Origin of the sequence: Kluyvera intermedia (assembly GCF_021440345.1) — a bacterium.
GTDB lineage: Bacteria > Pseudomonadota > Gammaproteobacteria > Enterobacterales > Enterobacteriaceae > Kluyvera > Kluyvera intermedia_A.
In genome coordinates this window covers 121,706-138,833 of record NZ_JAKCNS010000006.1, presented here as the reverse complement: position 1 = coordinate 138,833, position 17,128 = coordinate 121,706, and the positions used below count along the sequence as shown (strand labels likewise).

Genomic DNA, 17,128 nt, shown 5'->3' with positions numbered 1-17,128 from the left:
AGTGATAAGGGAAGTGAATGCAACCCTATAATATATAAGGATAGATTATGGCAAATCTCTATGATCTGAAACGATTCGATCTTAATTTACTGGTTATTTTCGAATGTATTTATCAACACCTGAGTATCAGCAAAGCAGCCGAAATGTTGTTTATTACGCCATCCGCAGTGAGCCAATCGCTACAGCGACTGCGCACGCAACTCAAAGACCCGCTGTTTGTGCGTTCTGGAAAAGGGATTACCCCAACCACCGTTGCCGTTAATTTACATCAGCACCTGTCTAAAAACCTTAATCAACTCGAACAAACGATTAATATGATGGGTGATATCGGACTTGAAAAAAAGTTTGTTATCTACGGACCTGAACTGAATTTTACTCCGCGCCTGGCCAGTTTTATGAATGCAATACTGGCTGAACCAGACCTGCAGATTGAATACCATGACTTCACTACGACTTCTGACAGCGTAGAGAACCTGCTACACCATCGTAAAGCGGATATTATTTTCACCACCACGCCGGTCCACAATCGTTCGTTTGTGTGCGAGAAGTTTCTCGAAGCGAAGATAATTCTCGTCTGCCGGGAAGATCACCCGCGGCTAGGCAACCACGCCACATTAGACGAAGTGCTAAAAGAAAGATTCACACTTTATGACGTACCTGACTCGGGGATAAAACAGTACCAGTACGATATGGACAGCATCTGGACAGAGCGCAAATATGCATTTCGTTCATCATCATTTATATCAATCATTAATGCTATTCACAAAACTGATTTAATAGGCGTTATGCCATACTCTTATTTTATCCTGATGAAGGAGTCACTACACTTAAAAGAAGTTGTACTGTCCACTCCGCTTCCTTCGACGAACATCTACACTCTCTATAATCGCGCCTCACTCAACTCCGAACTATTCACGAGAGTAATTGGTAAATTATCAAGCGGCTCTTCTGACATGGATTAATTCAATACAAAGCCGATGCGGGAAAACATTCTGTAAATAATTATTTATGCCCGCAATTCATATTGGCAGTATTGTATAGAATTCAACTTTATTGGTTACAATCGTAAACAAGGAAGGCCTACGAATGTCCATGGTCAAACTCCCGCTAACCCAGTCGGTACTGGAAGCTACACATGATCGCATCGCCTGGACGTTAGATAATTTCGCTCGTATTTGCGTTTCATTTTCCGGCGGTAAAGATTCGACCGTCATGTTGCATTTAACGGCGCAGCTTGCCCGTGCGCGAAACAAGAAAATCTGCGTACTATTTATTGACTGGGAGGCGCAGTTTTCTTACACCATTACCCATTGTGAAAAGTTACGTGAACTGTATAAGGACATTATTGAAGACTTTTATTGGGTCGCTTTACCTCTGACGACACAGAACTCACTGACCCAGTTTACACCTGAGTGGCAATGCTGGGAGCCTGGTGTGAAGTGGGTGCGACAGCCGCCAGAAGATGCCATTATCGATCCCGGCTTTTTCCCCTTTTACCAGCCAGGTATCACCTTCGAATTATTTGTGCAGAAATTTGCTGAATGGTTTTCCCAGCAGCGACCGGCTGCGGTGATGGTGGGTATTCGTGCCGATGAATCCTACAATCGGTTTTTGACCATCGCGTCCCAGCGCAAACGCCGTTTTGCCGATGATAAGCCCTGGACCACCGTCGCCCCGGGGAATCACGCATGGTATGTCTACCCTATCTACGACTGGAAAACCGCCGACATCTGGACGTGGTTTGCCAAAAGCCAGCAATCCTACAATCCGCTTTACAATCTGATGTTTCAGGCTGGCGTCCCGCTGCGCTATATGCGTATCTGCGAACCGTTTGGCCCTGAACAACGCCAGGGGCTGTGGCTTTATCACGTCCTGGAACCAGAACGATGGGCGGATATGTGCCAGCGGGTGAGCGGCGTACACAGCGGCGGTATCTATGCCGGGCAAGATAATCAGTTCTACGGGCATCGTAAAATTGAGAAACCACAAAACTATAGCTGGCGAAGCTACGCGCATTTCTTGTTGCAAAGTATGCCGGAAGCCACCGCTGACCACTACCGCAACAAAATTGCCGTCTATCTCCGCTGGTATCAAAAACAGGGCTGGGAAGATATTCCTGATAGCCAGGAAAAAGATCTGGGTTCAAAGGATGTGCCATCATGGCGACGCATTTGTAAGGTTCTGTTAAATAATGACTACTGGTGCAGAATGCTGTCATTTAGCCCCACTAAGTCCAGCCACTATCAACGCTACCGCACACGGATGGAACAAAAACGTCAGCAATGGGGATTATTATGCGACAAGAACTAATAGAGCAAATGCATCTCTATCTGCAAACGCTCACGCTTGAGGAAAAAATCGATGCGCTAAATCAGTTTCGTCAGGCGTTACATGAAGAGAGCCCGTTTAAAGATCAGCCTGTCGACTGCGTGCTGTGGGTCAAAGAGGAGTTGGTTTCGCCCAACAACTACAACCCAAACAACATGGCACCACAGGAAAAACGCCTGCTAACAAAATCACTGGAAGCGGATGGTTTTACCCAACCCATCGTCGTGGTTAAGAAAAACGACAGGCACTTTGAAATCGTCGATGGCTTTCATCGCCATCTGCTGGCTCATTCAAAAGCGGTGTTGAAAACACGTTTTCACGGCTACCTCCCGGTAACGCAGATGGAGCAATCTAACTGTTCACTGTCAGCGAGAATGGCCGCGACGATTCGCCATAATCGCGCACGCGGGCGTCATCAAATAAACGCGATGTCAGAAATTGTGCGTGAACTCAGCCAGCTCGGCTGGAGCGATGAAAAAATGGGGCTGGAACTGGGGATGGATGCCGACGAAATCCTACGCTTAAAGCAGATAAACGGCCTGTGCGAAATGTTTGGCAATCGCCAGTTCTCACAGGCCTGGACGGTGAAATAACTACAGGCGGCACAGGCGTTCGGCAGCGGCCAATAGCGTTGATTCCTGCTTGGCAAAACACAGTCGAATCAGCTTATGTGGGAATGGATCTGCGCAGAATACCGATAGCGGTATCGCCGCCACGCCAACTTCTGTGGTTAGCCACTGGCAGAAGCTCACATCATCCACAGAGGAAATGGCGCTGTAGTCTGCAAGCAGGAAGTAAGTACCTTCGCAGGGCAGCAGCTTCAATCGGCTCTGGCTCAAGGCGTCAATAAACAGATCGCGCCGCGCGCGGTAAAAATCAGGCAATTGCCGATAATGCTCAGGCTCGGCGCGCAGCATATCCGCTAGCGCCAGCTGCGCCGGGGTATTGACGGCAAAGGTCAGATACTGGTGTACCTTGCGAAGTTCGGCGCTAATTGCCGCAGGCGCAACGCAGTAACCCACCTTCCAGCCGGTCATATGATAGGTTTTACCAAACGACGACACAGCGACCGCTCGCTCGCGAAGCGCCGGGTGCGCCAGCACGCTGGCGTGGCCCTCGTCGGCAAAACAGATGTGCTCATACACTTCGTCACTGAGTACGTAAATCTCCCGCTCGGCGATTGCCTGCCAGAGTGCGTCAAAATCTGCAGACTGCCACACCGTCGCCGACGGATTATGCGGCGTGTTGAGAATAACCAGCCGGGTCTTATCACTTAACTGTGCGCTAAACGCCTGCCAGTCGACGCGAAAATGCGGTGGCTGTAGCGCGATACGCTTCACAATACCGCCAGAAAGTTCGACCGCCGGGGCATAGCTATCGTAGCTAGGGTCAAAACAGATAACCTCATCACCCTCACGCACCAGCGCAGTGATTGCCGCATATAGTGCTTCGGTCGCCCCCGCAGTTACCGTGATGTCGCTATTCACGTCCGGCGTGTGGCCATACAGCGCCGTAGTTTTCTCGGCGATAGCCTCACGCAGCGCCAGCGCACCGGTCATCGGCGCATATTGGTTTGCTCCGCTGGCCACGTGGCGCGCCAGCCGTTCCTGAAGATAGCTCGGGCCGTCGAAATCCGGGAATCCCTGGGAAAGGTTAATGGCCTGGTGCTTTTGCGCCAGCGCGCTCATCTGGGTAAATATCGTCGTACCGAGATTGGGGAGTTTGCTTTGAGGGATGAGTTGCTTTGTTGTCATGGGTTATCTGCCGCTCGAAGAACCTGTGTTAACAGCAATATAACACGGTGAGCGGGCTTGGCAATCAAGACGTTTAGATGTCTAAATGCATTAACAGCACTTAGCGCCACCTTTGCCACCGTAACGCGCATCCTGACGATCGCGGAAAAAGGCTTCATAGGTCATCGGCGTCTGATCGGGATGATTGATACGCATATGTTCGACGTAGTTATCGTAGTCCGGCACGCCAATCATCATTTTTGCCGCCTGGCCGAGGTATTTACCGGCTTTAGAAAGGGTATCGAACATAGTTTTTCCTTTTAAGTTAACCCGGCTTCGCACTGCGAGGCCGGGTTATGTGTGACATTAATGGGCGCGTTTCGCCGCAGCAACCAGATTCTCCGCATCGGCCGGCATCGGCTCATACGGGGTCTCTTTCGCCGTCGGTTTGTCCTCTTTCAGCGCCGCCAGTGCGGTTTTAATTGAGAACACCGCCAGTACCACGACCACCACCATAAAGAACATCGTGAGGCCCGCATCGAGACGGTTGTTAAACACCAGCTGTGACAGCTGCGATTCGGTGTACTGCGGAGGAATATTGCCGCTGTCGATCATCGCCTGGAACTTATTGGCAATCGCCAGGAAGCCCACTTTGGTATCGGCGCTGAACGATTTCTGCCAGCCCGCCACCAGCGTACAGATAAGCAGCCATGCCGTTGGCACCAGGGCCACCCACGCATAGCGCTGACGTTTCATCTTGAACAGTACCACCGCACAGAGCATCAGCGCCATACCTGCCAGCATCTGGTTCGCAATACCGAACAGCGGCCACAGGGTATTAATGCCGCCCAGCGGGTCAACCACCCCTTGGTGCAGGAAGTAACCCCAGGCCAACACGCACAGCGCCGTCGCCAGTAAGTTGGCAGGCAGCGAGTCGGTACGCTTAAGCCCTGGGTTGATGACGCCCAGCAGATCCTGCAGCATAAAGCGCGCCGCACGGGTACCGGCATCCACCGCCGTCAGGATAAACAGTGCTTCAAACAGAATGGCGAAGTGATACCAGAACGACACGTCCATCAGTCCGCCCAGCGCGCCGTGAAGGATGTAAGCCATCCCTACCGCCAGCGTTGGAGCGCCGCCTGCACGGGAGACAATTGACTGTTCCCCCACTTCGTTGGCAATCTGATGCAGCAGATCCGGCGTTACCGCAAAGCCCCAGCTGCTCACCACCTGAGCGGCAGAAGCCACGACGTCAGCGGTCCCCGCAGGTGCCAGCACCGCCATCGGGCTGTTCATCGCGAAGTAGACGCCCGGGTCGATAATACAGGCAGAAACCAGCGCCATTATGGCAACGAAGGATTCCATTAACATGCCGCCGTAGCCGATAAAGCAGGCCTGGCCTTCGTTCGCCAGCATCTTCGGCGTGGTGCCGGAAGCGATCAGCGCGTGGAAGCCTGACACCGCGCCACAGGCGATAGTGATAAACAGGAACGGGAACAGATCGCCGGTCCATACCGGGCCAGTGCCATCGATGAATTTAGTCAACGCTGGCATGGTCAGGGTTGGACGCATAATCAGAATACCAATCGCCAGACCGACGATGGTGCCGATTTTTAAGAAGGTTGAAAGGTAGTCACGCGGAGCCAGCAGCAGCCACACCGGCAGCACCGATGCCACGAAACCGTAGCCAACCAGCATCCAGGTCAGCTGTACGCCGGTATAGTCGAACCACGGAGCCCAGGTTTCGCTCGCCGCTACCCAGCCACCGGAAATAATGGCAAACACCAGCAGCACGAGGCCAATCACCGACACTTCACCAATACGCCCCGGGCGCAGATAGCGAATGTAGACGCCCATAAACAGCGCCAGCGGGATGGTAAAGGCCACGGTGTAGGTACCCCACGGGCTGTGGGTCAGCGCTTTCACCACGATCATCGCCAGCACCGCCAGAATGATCACCATAATCATAAAGGTGGCAATCAGCGCAATCACCCCGGCCGTTGGTCCCATCTCTTCCTTGACCAACTCACCCAGCGAGCGGCCGTCACGACGGGTAGAAACGAACAGCACCATAAAGTCCTGCACCGCCCCCGCCAGCACCACCCCGGCCAACAGCCAGATCATGCCCGGCAGATAGCCCATCTGCGCCGCCAGCACCGGCCCCACCAGCGGGCCTGCCCCGGCAATCGCCGCGAAGTGGTGACCAAACAGCACCTTTTTGTCCGTTGGAACATAGTCGAGACCATCGTTATGACGCACGGCTGGCGTCATACGCGTTGGGTCAACCTGCAGCACATTTTTCGCAATGTAGAGACCGTAAAAACGGTAGGCGATGAGATACACGCAAACCGCCGCCACGACTATCCACAGCGCATTTATCTGTTCACCGCGATTAAGCGCGATATAGCCAAGGGCAAAGGCTCCAACAATGGAGAGCAATGCCCATATAAGGTATTTCCCTGAATTGTTCATAGTTATTGTCCGTATCAGTAGCAGAGGATGTTACATTTTGTGTCCATAGCAACACCTCTGATTTAACATCCTTGAAACCGATATGAACAGGAAGGGAACCTGACATTTACATCACATTGTTAACAAGATCACTTAACGGCGGAAAATGGCTGAATTATCGCGGGAAGAAGGGTGAACTGCTCGTGATATGAATGAATTGGAGGACAGGACGGATGGCGTAGCGCGTATTCGGCCTTCCCCTCCGTCCCATCCATTTAATGCTTAGCCCAGGACTGCGGTGCCTAAACGACAGGTGCAGCAGCGCCGCCCCTGCTCATCAAACACCACAATCTCCCAGCTCTGGCTTTGGCGGCCAAGATGCAGCGGCTGACACACCGCGCGCACCTGTCCCTGCGAGACCGGGCGATGGTGCGATGCATTAAGCTCGGTCCCTACCACGCACTGGCCGTCGCGGGTCATCAGAAAACCCGCCATCGACCCTAACGTCTCCGCCAGCGCCGCCGACGCGCCGCCGTGCAGCAGGCCAAACGGCTGATGCGTCCGGCTATCAACCGGCATGACCGCTTCCAGGCTGTCGTCCCCAATGTGGGTATAAACAATCCCCAGATGCGCCACCATGGTGTTCTCGCTGGTGGCGTTCAGCTCATCGAGCGTTAAATGACGTTTCCAGATCATCTCAAGCCCCTAACGTTGAACCACCGTCCACCACGATATCCTGCAGCGTGATGTGGCTGGCGCTGCTGGATGCGAGGAACAAAATGGTATTTGCGATCTCGTGCGGGCGAGCGATTTTACCCAGTGGAATACCCAGCTTAAACTGCTCGGCAAAACCGCGGATTCGCTGCTGCTCGGCGTCATCGCTCACCCACAGCACGCGCTGCATATCGGTGTCGGTGGAGCCAGGCGAGACGATATTGCATCGAACCCCGGCGCTAGCGAGTTCAAGACCGACGGTCAGCGCCAGGCTTTTCAACGCCGCTTTCGATGCACCGTAGGCACTCATGCCCATGCGCGGTGTGTGCGCAGCATCAGAGGCGACGGTTACAATTGCCCCGCCCTGCTGGCGACGGAACTGCGCCATCGTCTGCTGGAACAGGTTAAATGCGCCGCCCACGTTCACCGCAAAGGTCTGCTGCCAGTCGGCAAGGCTTAAGGTATCCGTGGCGCCCATACGCAGGATCCCGGCGGCGTTAACCAGCACGTCAAGCCGCTCGGTTTTCGCCAGCACCCGTCCGCACACCTGCGCGACCTGCTGCGCATCCGCCACGTCCAGCACTTCGGTGGCAAACGGATAATCATCGCCATCAAACGCCAGATCGAAGCCGATAACCGTGGCACCGGCTTCAACAAACGCCAGCGCGGTGGCGTGACCGATACCTTTTCCGGCACCGGTGACCCACACGGTCTGGCCGTTAAAATCCAGCCCGGCCATTATTTCACCTCGCGAGAAAGCAGCGCCCACCAGGCATCGATGGTCGGATTTTTCGCCAGCATCACGAAGTCGATATCGCCGTGCGCTTTACGCCAGCGAGCGGCCAGCGCCATCATGCGTACCGAGTCGAGACCGTAATCAATCAGGTTATCGTCGTCGAACGGTTCGTCCGATTCATCCAGCAGCGGCAGCACCAGCGCCCGCAGCGCTTCTTTGCTGGCGGGAATGGACGGCAGCAGTTCATCGGTCATCACTACGCGACCGCTGCGACCGGCCACATATTTCAGCGACATCAGGTGCTCATCGCGGCTGAAATCTGCCAGCGCATCGGCGACAAAGAACGGTTTAATATCGCGCATAAACGCGTCAGTCGCGGTGGTCATGCAGCCAATGTGTGCATACACGCCGGTAATGATCAGCTGGTCGCGCCCGCTCTCTTTGAGCATCTGCTCCAGCGGCGAGCGGTGAAACGCGCTGTAGCGCCATTTCACCAGTACCGTGTCCGCATCGTCCGGGGCCAGCTTAGCAATGACCCGCTGCTGTTCAGGCGAACGGGTCAACCCCGGTCCCCACATATCATTGAGCAGCGCACGGTCTTCATCGCTCTGCTCTTTTGGCTGTGCGGTGTAGTACACCGGAATGCCATTCTTTTTGCAGAAATCACGCAGCGCGGCGATGTTGGCAACCACCGTATCCATCATCTCACTATCGTCACCCCAGAAGTTGAGGAAATACTCCTGCATATCGTGAATCAGCAGCGCCGCACGAGCCGGTTCAAAAGCCCAGTTAACCTTGTTATCAGGAAGATCCAGCGCGGTTGGCAGCGCATAGCCCTGTAGTTTTGGAATCGCCATGTTATTTTCTCCTTCAGCCCTGCGAGCGGCTGGCCAGCCACTGACGTAATTGTTTTTTATCGACTTTACCGACGTGGGTCAGCGGCAGTTCATCCACACACTCCACTCTGTCCGGCAGTTTAAATTCGGCCACGCCCTGCTCGCGCAGGAAGCGGCGCACCTGGACTGCGCGCAGCGGCTCTTTCACCACCAGATAGGCGCAGCTTTTTTCACCCAGCAGGGTGTCTTCCATACTGACCAGCGCCGCGTAAACCACCGATTCATGGCGCAGCAGCAGGTTTTCAATCTCTTCGGCGGCAATTTTCTCGCCGCCGCGGTTAATCTGATCTTTCTCACGCCCTTCCACGGTGATGTAGCCGTCTTCGTCAATGGAGATAAGATCGCCAGAGCAGTAAAAACCGTCGGCGTCAAAGGCGCTGGCATTGTGCTGCGGGCTTTTATAGTAGCCACGGAAGGTGTACGGGCCGCGGGTCATCAGTCGACCAACCTCGCCGCGCGGCAGCGGGTTACCGTCTGCGTCCGCCACCCACACTTCATCATCCGGACACATCGGATAGCCCTGGGTGTTGAGAATTTTTTCTTCGCTGTCGTCAAGACGGGTGTAGTTCACCAGACCTTCCGCCATGCCAAACACCTGCTGCAGCTGGCAGCCAATCTCGGCAGGAATGCGCGCCGCCAGCGTCGCCGACAGACGCGCACCGCCAACCTGCAACAGCGTCAGTGAACGAAGCTGGGCATTGCTCCCCCACTCGGTAATCGCCTGTAGCCACAGACTCACCGCCGGAGGCACCAGCGCGGCAACATTAACCTGATGCTTTTCAATTAGCGGGAAACACAGCGTTGGGCTAGGATCCGCCGCCAGCACCACCGCGCCTTCGGCGAGGAACACGCCCAGCGCGCCCGGCGAGCTCATGGCGTAGTTGTGCGCCGACGGGATCGCACACAGATAACGCGTTTGCGCATCAAAACGGCACACCTCATTACTGCGACGAATGCTGTAGTAATAGTCATTGTGGGTACGCGGAATAAGTTTCGGCGTGCCGGTACTGCCGCCCGAAAGCTGAAAAAAGGCCACTTCATCGGCGGCAGTCGGCGTCGGGACGAAATCTCCTGCCGGATGCGCTATCGCAGCCTCCAGCGCGTGTTCCTCTGTGTCGTTACGCAACAACACCACGCGCACGGAGCGGAACTGCTCGCAGAAAGCATTCAAAAATGCATCGTCGCTGAACAGCGCATGGTTGCGGTCGGCAATCAGCGCGGCCGGGGCAATCTGTTCGGCGTAGGCGTTCAGTTCATTACGCTGATGGCTGAACAGCGCATTCACCGGCGCGACGCCGATTTTCAGCAGCGCAAACAGCGTGGTATAAAATTCAGCAATATTGCCCAGCTGTACCAGCGCGGTTTCGCCACGCTTAAGCCCCTGCCGCTGCAATGCGGCGGCAAGGTTATCAACGGACTGGTTTAACTGGCGGTAGCTAATCTGGCGTTCGCCATCAATCACCGCAATCGCATCGCTGTCCGCATGGCGGGTCAGCATTTCGGTCAACGGCAGATCCTGCCAGTAGCCTTTTTCGCGATAGCGCGCCGCGAGCGCGTCCGGCCAGCGGGTAAATTCCACGGTCATAATGGGGGAAGCTCCTAGTGCAGGCCAAATACGTTTAGCATGGTAGAAAGTTTGACGCCGGTTTCGCGCCATTCAGACTCTGGCGATGAAGCAGGGACAATGCCAGCTCCAGCAAACAGGCGCACGCCGTTATCCTTCACCCGCGCGCAGCGGATAGTAACCACCCACTCGCCGTTGCCTTCGCTGTCGCACCAGCCGACGATGCCGCCGAACAGATCGCGCTCAAACGGCTCCAGCTCGGCAATCACCTGTTTGGCCACCTGATGCGGGAAACCGCTCAGCGCCGGCGTTGGGTGCAGAAGACAGGCCAGAGACAGCGCGTTTTCCTCGGCTTTCGCCTCACCTTCAATCGGGGTCGCGAGGTGCCACAGGGTTGGCGTGTTGACCAGCTGTGGCGTTTGCGGCAACGACAGCTGCAGGCTGCGCGGTGCCAGCGTCTGTTTCATCGACTGGGTCACCAGTTCGTGTTCGTGACGGTCTTTTTCCGAGGCCAGCAGGCGGTTGCCCGCTTCACGATCCAGCACGTCATCCGGCTGGCGACGGGCGGAACCGGCCAGCGGCAGCGAGCTGTAATGATTGCCCTCTTTACGCAGCAGCAGTTCCGGGCTTGCGCCCAGCAGCACGCCGCCATCGGGCAACGGAACGTGGAAGTTAAAGCTCGCCGGGTTCTGCGCCACCAAGCGCTCCAGCAACGCGCCGCTGTCCAGCGTCTGCTCGGCGGTGATATCAATCAGTCGCGAAAGCACCACTTTATCGACCTGTGGCGTGGCCGTCAGCGCAGCCGCTTGTGCGACCATATCGAGGAATATCGGGTGCTCGGGGATCTCCTGACGCGCGGTCACGATCATCGGCTCGCGTGAAACGCTGTAGCGTGACGACTTCTGTTTTGCGGTTCGCGAAAAGGTTTCACAGCGCTCAGGAATAAACAGCGCGGAAGGCTGGCGGGTATCGAATGGGATCGCACCTACCATCACCGGGTTTTCAATCCCGGCAGCTTTTGCCGCGGCAAATGCCGACGCTAACCCTTGCTGGAAGGCACTGTCGGACGCATCGCCCCCTTCCGCCGGGCAGGTAAAACGCGTGAAGCAGCCAGACGTAGTAAAACTGCGAAACGGCGACATAAAGAAAAAGCTGTCGGCCGCAATCGTGGCCTGATCCTGCTGTTTTTGCGTTTCCGCGGCCAGTGACGTTTCCATATCATCCTCCAAAAAACGATAAAGATATTACGAATAATTATCATTTATATTTTGGTTCGGTAACCTAAAAGTAAACGCTTCGTATGTCAACAGGACGAAGCAGCATCTTGTGCTTAATAGCATCGTCGTATGCCCGATGTTGTTCTCCCTGTTCGCGCGCAGAGCGCTTGCATCGGGGCGGGACAATAGTTGAAAATGAGAAGCATTAACCAACCATAACCAGGACTTGTCCGTGAACTTCACCGCCCTGTGGCGTACCGCCGCACTCCTCGCAGGCTTTAGCGTTTTGGGATTAGCCTCAGCCCAGGCAGCAGACTGGCCGCGACAGATTACCGACAGCCGCGGCGTCCATACGCTGGAGCACAAACCCACGCGTATCGTCTCCACCAGCGTGACCCTGACCGGCTCGCTGCTGGCCATTGACGCCCCGGTAGTCGCCAGCGGCGCAACCACGCCAAATAATCGCGTCGCCGATGACCAGGGTTTTCTGCGCCAATGGGGCGATGTGGCTAAAGCGCGCAAGCTGACCCGCCTGTATATCGGTGAGCCAAGTGCCGAAGCCGTCGCCGCGCAAATGCCGGATCTCATTTTGATTAGCGCTACCGGCGGTGACTCGGCGCTGGCGCTGTACGACCAGCTCTCCACCATCGCCCCGACGCTTATCGTCAACTATGACGATAAAAGCTGGCAGGCGCTGCTGACCCAGCTCGGGCAAATGACCGGCCAGGAGAAACAGGCTGCCGATCGTATTGCCGCCTTCGACAAACAGCTTGCGACGGTGAAACAGCAAATTAAACTGCCGCCGCAGCCGGTGAGCGCGCTGGTCTATACTGCCGCCGCCCACAGCGCAAACCTGTGGACCAGCGAATCCGCTCAGGGGCAGTTCCTTAAGCAGCTCGGCTTCACCCAGGCAGCCCTTCCGGCCGGCCTGCATGCCAGCCAGAGCCAAGGCAAGCGCCACGACATCATTCAGCTTGGCGGTGAAAATCTGGCAACCGGTCTGAACGGTGAAAGCCTGTTCCTGTTTGCCGGTGACCAAAAGGACGTTGACGCGATCTATGCCAACCCGCTGCTGGCCCATCTGCCGGCGGTGAAAAACAAGCACGTTTACGCGCTGGGCACTGAAACCTTCCGTCTGGACTACTACAGCGCCACCCGCGTGTTACAACGCCTGTCGGCACTGTTTGGCTAAGCGCTTATCCGGCCTGCACCATGCTGTAGGCCGGAATCCCATCGCCATCAGGCTTGCGTTGACGGCGGAAGGTCACGCTTAAATCGACGCAGCTCACCCAGCGCCAGCAGTAAAATCCCACCGACAATTGCCAGCCCCCAACCGCTGACGCTGGCGGAAGCCACCGGGGTCAGAATCGCCCCCAGCCCACCCAGTAGCGCCGCACCGATAGCATCGCCGGTGACGTTCTGTGCGGTCCACAGGCCGTTAATGCGTCCCAGCATCGCCTCGGGCGTCTGAGTCTGAATCAGGGTGTATTGCAACAGCGAACTGATGGCGCTCAGCCAGCCAAACAGTGCCAGACACACCATCGCCAGCGTCCAGTGCGGCATCACGGCGAACAGGCCAACGGCCACAAACGCGCCGACGGTTGCCAGCAGCATAATCCAGCCTGGGCGCTCATTTTGCGCCAGCCGCCCGCTGGTCAGCGCGCCAAAGGCTGCCCCCAGCGGGATGGCCGCATACAGCAGGCCTATCTGCGACGCCGACATCGCCCAACCCTGCGCCAGCGCCGGATAGAGCACGCGCACGGCGCTGGCCATGGTGACCAGCGCGCCCAGTAACGCAATGCCGCCAATCAGCGGGCTGCCGAGCAGAAAACGAAAACCGGCCACCAGCGATTTCAGCGGGTGTTCACGCGGCTGCGGTGGCGGCGGCAGCTGCGGTAAACGCAGCAGCGTCAACGTGGTGATGAAGGTGCCAAGCGCCGCCAGCAGGTAGTTCCACGACACGCCGCCGGAGGCCAGCAGCAGACCGCCGACCATCGGTGAAATTACCGAACCCAGGCGCACCGTGAGCATAGTGATCGCCCCGGCCTGCATCAGGTTGTCACGCCCCACCAGCGCCGGCGTTGCCGCCAGCAGCGCGGTCACGCCCAACGAGGCGAAGAAGCCGTCCCACAGCCCCAGCAGATAAATAGCCACCAGCGACGGTTCCGGCAGCAGCGCGTTCAGCCATAGGCCGATAAAGCCCACGCCGCAGGTGCCGCGTGCCAGCAGAATCAGCTTACGGCGCTCGTAGCGGTCGGCCAGCACGCCGCCGACCATCAGGCCGACAAACATCGCGCCGCCGGTCAGCGTCACCGATAGCCCAACCTGCCAGGTCGAGTGGGTCATCATTTGGATTTGGACCGGCACGGCTACGCCGAGCAGGCCCAATGAAAGAATGGAGATAAAACGGGCGATAAAGACGGCGCGGAAAGCCGGATGTGTTTTGAGCAGGCTCAGATCAAGGAGCCGGGATTGTCGGTTCATTACAAGGCCTTGTATTTTTTTCATACCCTTTCCAGGGGCGCTCATGCTACCATAAACGAATAAGATAGATAACGATAATCACTATCATTATCACATCAGGGATGTCACCATGTCGTTTTCCACCCCCGTGCTGCGTGCCATAACGCTGCCCGGTTTGTTGATACTGCTGTTTCTCGCCGTTACCCTCAGCTTATTGATTGGCGCTAAACCACTACCGATTTCCGTCGTTGTGGATGCTCTCAGCGGCACCTGTCAAAGCGCCGACTGCATTATTGTGCTCGACGCCCGTCTGCCGCGTACGTTGGCCGGACTGCTCGCCGGTGGCGCTCTGGGCCTGGCCGGCGCACTGATGCAAACCCTCACGCGTAACCCCCTTGCCGACCCGGGCATTCTCGGCGTTAACGCCGGTGCGAGCTTTGCTATCGTCCTCGGCGCGGCGCTGCTCGGTATTTCATCACCGCAGGAACAGCTGGCAATGGCCTTTTGCGGCGCATTGGTTGCCTCGCTCATTGTGGCCTTCACCGGCAGCGCTGGCGGCGGCCAACTCAGCCCGGTACGCTTAACGCTGGCGGGCGTGGCGCTCGCCGCGGTGCTGGAAGGTTTCGCCAACGGTATCGCCCTGCTGAACCCCGACGTTTACGATCAGCTGCGTTTCTGGCAGGCCGGTTCTTTGGATATTCGCACTCTGCAAACCCTGAAAACCGTCCTTGTGCCGGTTCTGATTGCCGGCGCCGTGGCGCTAATGATGAGCCGCTCGCTCAATAGCCTGAGCCTCGGTACCGACACCGCTACCGCGCTGGGTAGCAAAGTGGCGCGCACGCAAATTACCGGACTGCTGGTGATTACGATTTTGTGCGCCAGCGCCACGTCGGTGGTGGGGCCTATCGCCTTTATTGGCCTGATGATGCCGCATATCGCCCGCTGGCTGGTCGGCGCGGACCACCGCTGGTCGCTGCCGGTCACCCTGCTCGCCACGCCGTCTTTACTGCTATTTGCCGATATTATTGGCCGCCTGCTGGTGCCCGGCGAACTGCGCGTTTCGGTGGTCAGCGCCTTTATTGGCGCGCCGGTGCTGATTTTCCTTGTCCGTCGTAAGGCAAACGGAGGTGTCCGATGACCACACCTTCCCGCCGTTTAATAATTAGCTGTCTACTGTTGCTCGCCTCATGCTTGTTGCTCACGCTGCTAAGCCTGCGCAGCGGCGCGGTGACGCTGGAATTGTCACAAATTTTCTCGGCTCTGTTCGGCGATGCACCCCGCGCTATTACCATGGTCGTGACCGAGTGGCGCTTGCCGCGCGTAATGATGGCGCTGCTGATTGGCGCGGCACTCGGCGTGAGTGGCGCTATCTTCCAGTCGTTGATGCGCAACCCGCTAGGGAGCCCGGACGTGATGGGCTTCAACACCGGCGCGTGGAGCGGCGTGCTGGTGGCGCTGGTTTTCTTCGGCCAGAATCTCACCACCATTACGCTGGCCGCGATGGCCGGGGGCATTGTCACCTCGCTGCTGGTATGGGCGCTGGCGTGGCGCAACGGCATCGACACCTTCCGGCTGATTATTATCGGCATTGGCATCCGCGCGATGCTGATGGCATTCAACACCTGGCTGCTGCTGCGGGCATCGCTGGAGACCGCGGTATCCGCTGGACTGTGGTTTTCCGGCTCGCTCAACGGGCTAACCTGGGCAAAAATCTGGCCCGCCGCGCCGCTGATGGTCGTCGCCCTCATAGGCTCAGCGCTGCTGGTTCGCCGCCTGCGCTTGTTAGAAATGGGTGACGATAGCGCCTGCGCGTTGGGCGTCCGCGTAGAGTATTCCCGCCTGCTGTTGATGCTGATTGCTGTGGTGTTAACCGCTGCCGCCACCGCGCTGGCCGGGCCGATTTCGTTTATCGCGCTGGTTGCACCGCACATTGCCCATCGCCTTAGCGGCACCGCGCGCTGGGGGCTAACCCAGGCTGCGCTCTGCGGTGCCGTGCTGCTGGCCGCCGCCGATTTCTGCGCCCAGCAGCTGTTCTTGCCTTACCAACTTCCGGTGGGCGTTGTGACCGTCAGCCTTGGCGGTATCTACCTCATCGTGTTGCTTATTCAGGAGTCTCGCAAAAAATGACCGACCACGTAGCCCGTTTGCGCGGCGACCAGTTAACCCTCGCCTACGGTAAAAAAACCATTGCCGAGTCGCTGAACGTCACCATCCCGGATGGTCATTTCACCGCCATTATCGGCCCCAACGGCTGCGGGAAATCGACGCTGCTGCGCACGCTCAGCCGTCTGATGACGCCGACGCAGGGCCACGTTTATCTTGATGGCGAAGAGATCCAGCATTACGCCAGCAAAGAGGTGGCGCGACGGATTGGCCTGCTGGCACAAAACGCCACCACGCCGGGTGATATTTCGGTTCAGGAGCTGGTGGCGCGCGGTCGCTATCCGCACCAGCCGCTGTTTAGCCGCTGGCGTCAGGAAGATGAAGACGCGGTGCAAAACGCCATGCAGGCTACCGGGATTGTTAATCTGGCGAGTCAAAGCGTGGACACCCTTTCCGGCGGGCAGCGACAGCGCGCGTGGATTGCGATGGTGCTGGCGCAGGACACGTCGATTATGCTGCTCGACGAGCCGACTACCTGGCTGGATATCAGCCATCAGATAGACCTGCTGGAGCTGTTAAGCGAACTCAACCGCGAGCGCGGCTTTACCCTGGCCGCCGTGCTGCACGATTTAAACCAGGCCTGCCGCTATGCGACCCATTTAATTGCCCTGCGTGACGGGAAAATTGTCGCGGAAGGCGCACCGAAAGAGATCGTCACACCGGAGCTTATTGAAGCGGTGTATGGGCTGCGCTGCATGATCATTGATGACCCGGTAGCGCATACGCCGCTGGTGGTGCCGCTTGGACGACGCTGAGGTTTGATAACCTGCGAATCCCCCTCCCACTATCGGGGAAAGGGAACCGTACGGTGCCAATTGTTTCTACTTGCTTAAGTTCAGGCTCAGTCTGCCCCCTCTCCCTTT

General features: G+C 57.0%; 16 protein-coding genes. 7 read left to right on the top strand and 9 right to left on the bottom strand.

What is annotated here, in order from left to right:
• The first annotated feature begins 47 nt into the window (after nucleotides 1-47).
• The 3 genes from citR to LZ634_RS01800 all read left to right on the top strand — a co-directional run bounded on the left by citR (nucleotide 48) and on the right by LZ634_RS01800 (nucleotide 2,921).
• Complete coding sequence (gene citR / locus LZ634_RS01810) at nucleotides 48-962, top strand: DNA-binding transcriptional repressor CitR (RefSeq protein WP_234502024.1); 915 nt, start codon at nucleotides 48-50, stop codon at nucleotides 960-962.
• Nucleotides 963-1,086: 124 nt separating this feature from the next.
• Nucleotides 1,087-2,310 carry a phosphoadenosine phosphosulfate reductase gene (locus LZ634_RS01805; RefSeq protein ID WP_234502023.1) on the top strand — a complete coding sequence of 408 codons (1,224 nt, stop codon included), beginning with the start codon at nucleotides 1,087-1,089 and terminating at the stop codon, nucleotides 2,308-2,310.
• Nucleotides 2,295-2,921: an IbrB-like domain-containing protein gene (locus tag LZ634_RS01800; RefSeq protein WP_234502022.1), complete on the top strand. Its 627-nt coding sequence runs from the start codon at nucleotides 2,295-2,297 to the stop codon at nucleotides 2,919-2,921. The genes LZ634_RS01805 and LZ634_RS01800 overlap by 16 nt, the downstream gene beginning before the upstream one ends.
• On the opposite strand, the gene LZ634_RS01795 is transcribed toward LZ634_RS01800, so the two are convergent.
• The 8 genes from LZ634_RS01795 to entC all read right to left on the bottom strand — a co-directional run bounded on the left by LZ634_RS01795 (nucleotide 2,922) and on the right by entC (nucleotide 11,639).
• On the bottom strand, nucleotides 2,922-4,082 hold the full coding sequence (locus tag LZ634_RS01795; RefSeq protein WP_234502021.1) for a pyridoxal phosphate-dependent aminotransferase: 1,161 nt from the start codon (nucleotides 4,080-4,082) through the stop codon (nucleotides 2,922-2,924).
• Nucleotides 4,083-4,172: 90 nt separating this feature from the next.
• The gene (locus tag LZ634_RS01790; RefSeq protein WP_052284779.1) at nucleotides 4,173-4,370 is read right to left on the bottom strand and encodes a YbdD/YjiX family protein; all 198 of its coding nucleotides are present in this window, start codon (nucleotides 4,368-4,370) and stop codon (nucleotides 4,173-4,175) included.
• A gap of 57 nt (nucleotides 4,371-4,427) precedes the next feature.
• Complete coding sequence (cstA, locus tag LZ634_RS01785) at nucleotides 4,428-6,533, bottom strand: pyruvate/proton symporter CstA (RefSeq protein ID WP_234502020.1); 2,106 nt, start codon at nucleotides 6,531-6,533, stop codon at nucleotides 4,428-4,430.
• 261 nt (nucleotides 6,534-6,794) lie between these two features.
• The gene (entH, locus tag LZ634_RS01780; protein WP_234502019.1) at nucleotides 6,795-7,208 is read right to left on the bottom strand and encodes a proofreading thioesterase EntH; all 414 of its coding nucleotides are present in this window, start codon (nucleotides 7,206-7,208) and stop codon (nucleotides 6,795-6,797) included.
• 1 nt (nucleotide 7,209) lies between these two features.
• Nucleotides 7,210-7,965 carry a 2,3-dihydro-2,3-dihydroxybenzoate dehydrogenase EntA gene (gene entA / locus LZ634_RS01775; RefSeq protein WP_234502018.1) on the bottom strand — a complete coding sequence of 252 codons (756 nt, stop codon included), beginning with the start codon at nucleotides 7,963-7,965 and terminating at the stop codon, nucleotides 7,210-7,212.
• Nucleotides 7,965-8,819 (bottom strand): isochorismatase, encoded by an 855-nt coding sequence (locus tag LZ634_RS01770; protein WP_234502017.1) that lies wholly within the window; start codon nucleotides 8,817-8,819, stop codon nucleotides 7,965-7,967. Before LZ634_RS01770 ends, entA begins: the two co-directional genes overlap by 1 nt.
• Nucleotides 8,820-8,832: 13 nt before the next feature.
• A complete protein-coding gene (entE, locus tag LZ634_RS01765; protein ID WP_234502016.1) occupies nucleotides 8,833-10,443 on the bottom strand; it encodes a (2,3-dihydroxybenzoyl)adenylate synthase EntE in 1,611 nt (536 codons plus the stop codon).
• Nucleotides 10,444-10,457: 14 nt separating this feature from the next.
• Nucleotides 10,458-11,639 carry an isochorismate synthase EntC gene (gene entC / locus LZ634_RS01760; RefSeq protein WP_234502015.1) on the bottom strand — a complete coding sequence of 394 codons (1,182 nt, stop codon included), beginning with the start codon at nucleotides 11,637-11,639 and terminating at the stop codon, nucleotides 10,458-10,460.
• 232 nt (nucleotides 11,640-11,871) lie between these two features.
• Here entC and fepB point away from each other — a divergent pair, with 232 nt between their 5' ends.
• Nucleotides 11,872-12,831: a Fe2+-enterobactin ABC transporter substrate-binding protein gene (gene fepB, locus LZ634_RS01755; protein ID WP_234502014.1), complete on the top strand. Its 960-nt coding sequence runs from the start codon at nucleotides 11,872-11,874 to the stop codon at nucleotides 12,829-12,831.
• Between the two features lie 47 nt (nucleotides 12,832-12,878).
• Here the strand turns inward: fepB and entS are convergent, their stop codons facing one another.
• On the bottom strand, nucleotides 12,879-14,123 hold the full coding sequence (entS, locus tag LZ634_RS01750) for an enterobactin transporter EntS (RefSeq protein ID WP_234502035.1): 1,245 nt from the start codon (nucleotides 14,121-14,123) through the stop codon (nucleotides 12,879-12,881).
• Between the two features lie 109 nt (nucleotides 14,124-14,232).
• On the opposite strand from entS, the gene fepD reads away from it, so the two are divergent.
• Genes fepD through fepC form a run of 3 tightly spaced genes read left to right on the top strand, consistent with a single transcriptional unit; the run spans nucleotide 14,233 to nucleotide 17,020 of the window.
• Entirely contained in the window at nucleotides 14,233-15,240 is a 1,008-nt protein-coding gene (gene fepD, locus LZ634_RS01745) for a Fe(3+)-siderophore ABC transporter permease (RefSeq protein WP_234502013.1), read from the top strand.
• Nucleotides 15,237-16,229, top strand: a complete 993-nt coding sequence (gene fepG, locus LZ634_RS01740) for an iron-enterobactin ABC transporter permease (RefSeq protein WP_234502012.1) — start codon at nucleotides 15,237-15,239, stop codon at nucleotides 16,227-16,229. Before fepD ends, fepG begins: the two co-directional genes overlap by 4 nt.
• Nucleotides 16,226-17,020 (top strand): iron-enterobactin ABC transporter ATP-binding protein, encoded by a 795-nt coding sequence (gene fepC / locus LZ634_RS01735; protein ID WP_234502011.1) that lies wholly within the window; start codon nucleotides 16,226-16,228, stop codon nucleotides 17,018-17,020. The genes fepG and fepC overlap by 4 nt, the downstream gene beginning before the upstream one ends.
• The last annotated feature ends 108 nt before the right edge of the window (nucleotides 17,021-17,128 follow it).

Excerpts from the sequence above, each read along its gene's own strand:
- entH (WP_234502019.1), bottom strand. The coding sequence starts at position 7,208 with ATGATCTGGAAACGTCATTTAACGCTCGATGAGCTGAACGCCACCAGC.
- LZ634_RS01770 (WP_234502017.1), bottom strand. The coding sequence starts at position 8,819 with ATGGCGATTCCAAAACTACAGGGCTATGCGCTGCCAACCGCGCTGGAT.
- LZ634_RS01790 (WP_052284779.1), bottom strand. The coding sequence starts at position 4,370 with ATGTTCGATACCCTTTCTAAAGCCGGTAAATACCTCGGCCAGGCGGCA.
- LZ634_RS01805 (WP_234502023.1), top strand. The coding sequence starts at position 1,087 with ATGTCCATGGTCAAACTCCCGCTAACCCAGTCGGTACTGGAAGCTACA.
- citR (WP_234502024.1), top strand. The coding sequence starts at position 48 with ATGGCAAATCTCTATGATCTGAAACGATTCGATCTTAATTTACTGGTT.
- entE (WP_234502016.1), bottom strand. The coding sequence starts at position 10,443 with ATGACCGTGGAATTTACCCGCTGGCCGGACGCGCTCGCGGCGCGCTAT.
- fepC (WP_234502011.1), top strand. The coding sequence starts at position 16,226 with ATGACCGACCACGTAGCCCGTTTGCGCGGCGACCAGTTAACCCTCGCC.
- entA (WP_234502018.1), bottom strand. The coding sequence starts at position 7,965 with ATGGCCGGGCTGGATTTTAACGGCCAGACCGTGTGGGTCACCGGTGCC.
- fepG (WP_234502012.1), top strand. The coding sequence starts at position 15,237 with ATGACCACACCTTCCCGCCGTTTAATAATTAGCTGTCTACTGTTGCTC.
- LZ634_RS01795 (WP_234502021.1), bottom strand. The coding sequence starts at position 4,082 with ATGACAACAAAGCAACTCATCCCTCAAAGCAAACTCCCCAATCTCGGT.
- fepD (WP_234502013.1), top strand. The coding sequence starts at position 14,233 with ATGTCGTTTTCCACCCCCGTGCTGCGTGCCATAACGCTGCCCGGTTTG.
- LZ634_RS01800 (WP_234502022.1), top strand. The coding sequence starts at position 2,295 with ATGCGACAAGAACTAATAGAGCAAATGCATCTCTATCTGCAAACGCTC.
- cstA (WP_234502020.1), bottom strand. The coding sequence starts at position 6,533 with ATGAACAATTCAGGGAAATACCTTATATGGGCATTGCTCTCCATTGTT.
- entS (WP_234502035.1), bottom strand. The coding sequence starts at position 14,123 with ATGAACCGACAATCCCGGCTCCTTGATCTGAGCCTGCTCAAAACACAT.
- entC (WP_234502015.1), bottom strand. The coding sequence starts at position 11,639 with ATGGAAACGTCACTGGCCGCGGAAACGCAAAAACAGCAGGATCAGGCC.